This is a genomic window from Meiothermus luteus, from assembly GCF_003574085.1.
In the GTDB taxonomy this organism is placed as follows: Bacteria; Deinococcota; Deinococci; order Deinococcales; family Thermaceae; genus Meiothermus; species Meiothermus luteus.
The window spans coordinates 1-696 of sequence record NZ_QWKZ01000218.1 but is presented as its reverse complement, the minus strand read 5'-3'; the positions used below and the strand labels follow the sequence as shown (position 1 = coordinate 696).

Sequence of the window (696 nt, the reverse complement as noted above, 5' to 3'; positions counted from 1 at the left end):
TCCAGGTTCCTCTCCCGTCTATACTGTGCCTCCAGCTCCTCTGCGCTTTCAGTCCAATCGATTGGGGCAATCCTACGACCCATTCCCCAATCCTACTATAGGTGTCACCTCGAGGGAGATTTGGTATTACTTCAACCCCGAGTGGACAACTTCCTTGGGGGACGGGGAGCTTTTGGGGGTTCTCTTCCACGAGGTGAGCCACTGGCTCAGGGGCCACACCGGAGAGCGGGGGCGGCTGCTGCTTCGGGCCTTGGCACAGGATCTTCCGTGGGAACACGCCCGTGTTGTGCAGAATCTGGCCGCCGACCTGGCGGTGAACGGGGACTTGAGGGATATGAATTTAGCCCTGCCCGAGGGGAGTGCCTTTCCCGAGGACTTCGGTCTTCCTCTCCATGAGACCATGGAGGCCTACGCTGAGGCCCTAAAGGTTCGTGAGCTTCAAAGGGATGCAGATCGGGGGGGTTCAAGGAGAAACTCAAGGCAAGGAGGCTCGATCCAAGGAGGCTCAAGCCAAGAAGAGGGTGAAGACGTGCGGGTCACCTTCCCCGAAGACTCCGGCCTACCTCTCCATGCTAGGCCAGAGAGGCTTCATGCTAGGCCAAAGAGGCTCCGAGTTCTTCAGGATCTCTGGCCCGAGCTAGGGGAGCTCCAGGAGGCCGTAGACCGGGAAGCGCCGGGCCTGGGGGAGGTGATGGG

Annotated in this window: 1 protein-coding gene; it reads left to right on the top strand. The window is 60.2% G+C overall.

Going from position 1 to position 696, the window contains the following annotated elements; translation table 11 throughout:
- Nucleotides 1-172: 172 nt before the first annotated feature.
- Nucleotides 173-696, top strand: a 524-nt coding sequence (locus tag Mlute_RS15390) for a DUF2201 family putative metallopeptidase (RefSeq protein ID WP_407942659.1), incomplete at its 3' end; no start/stop codon positions are given.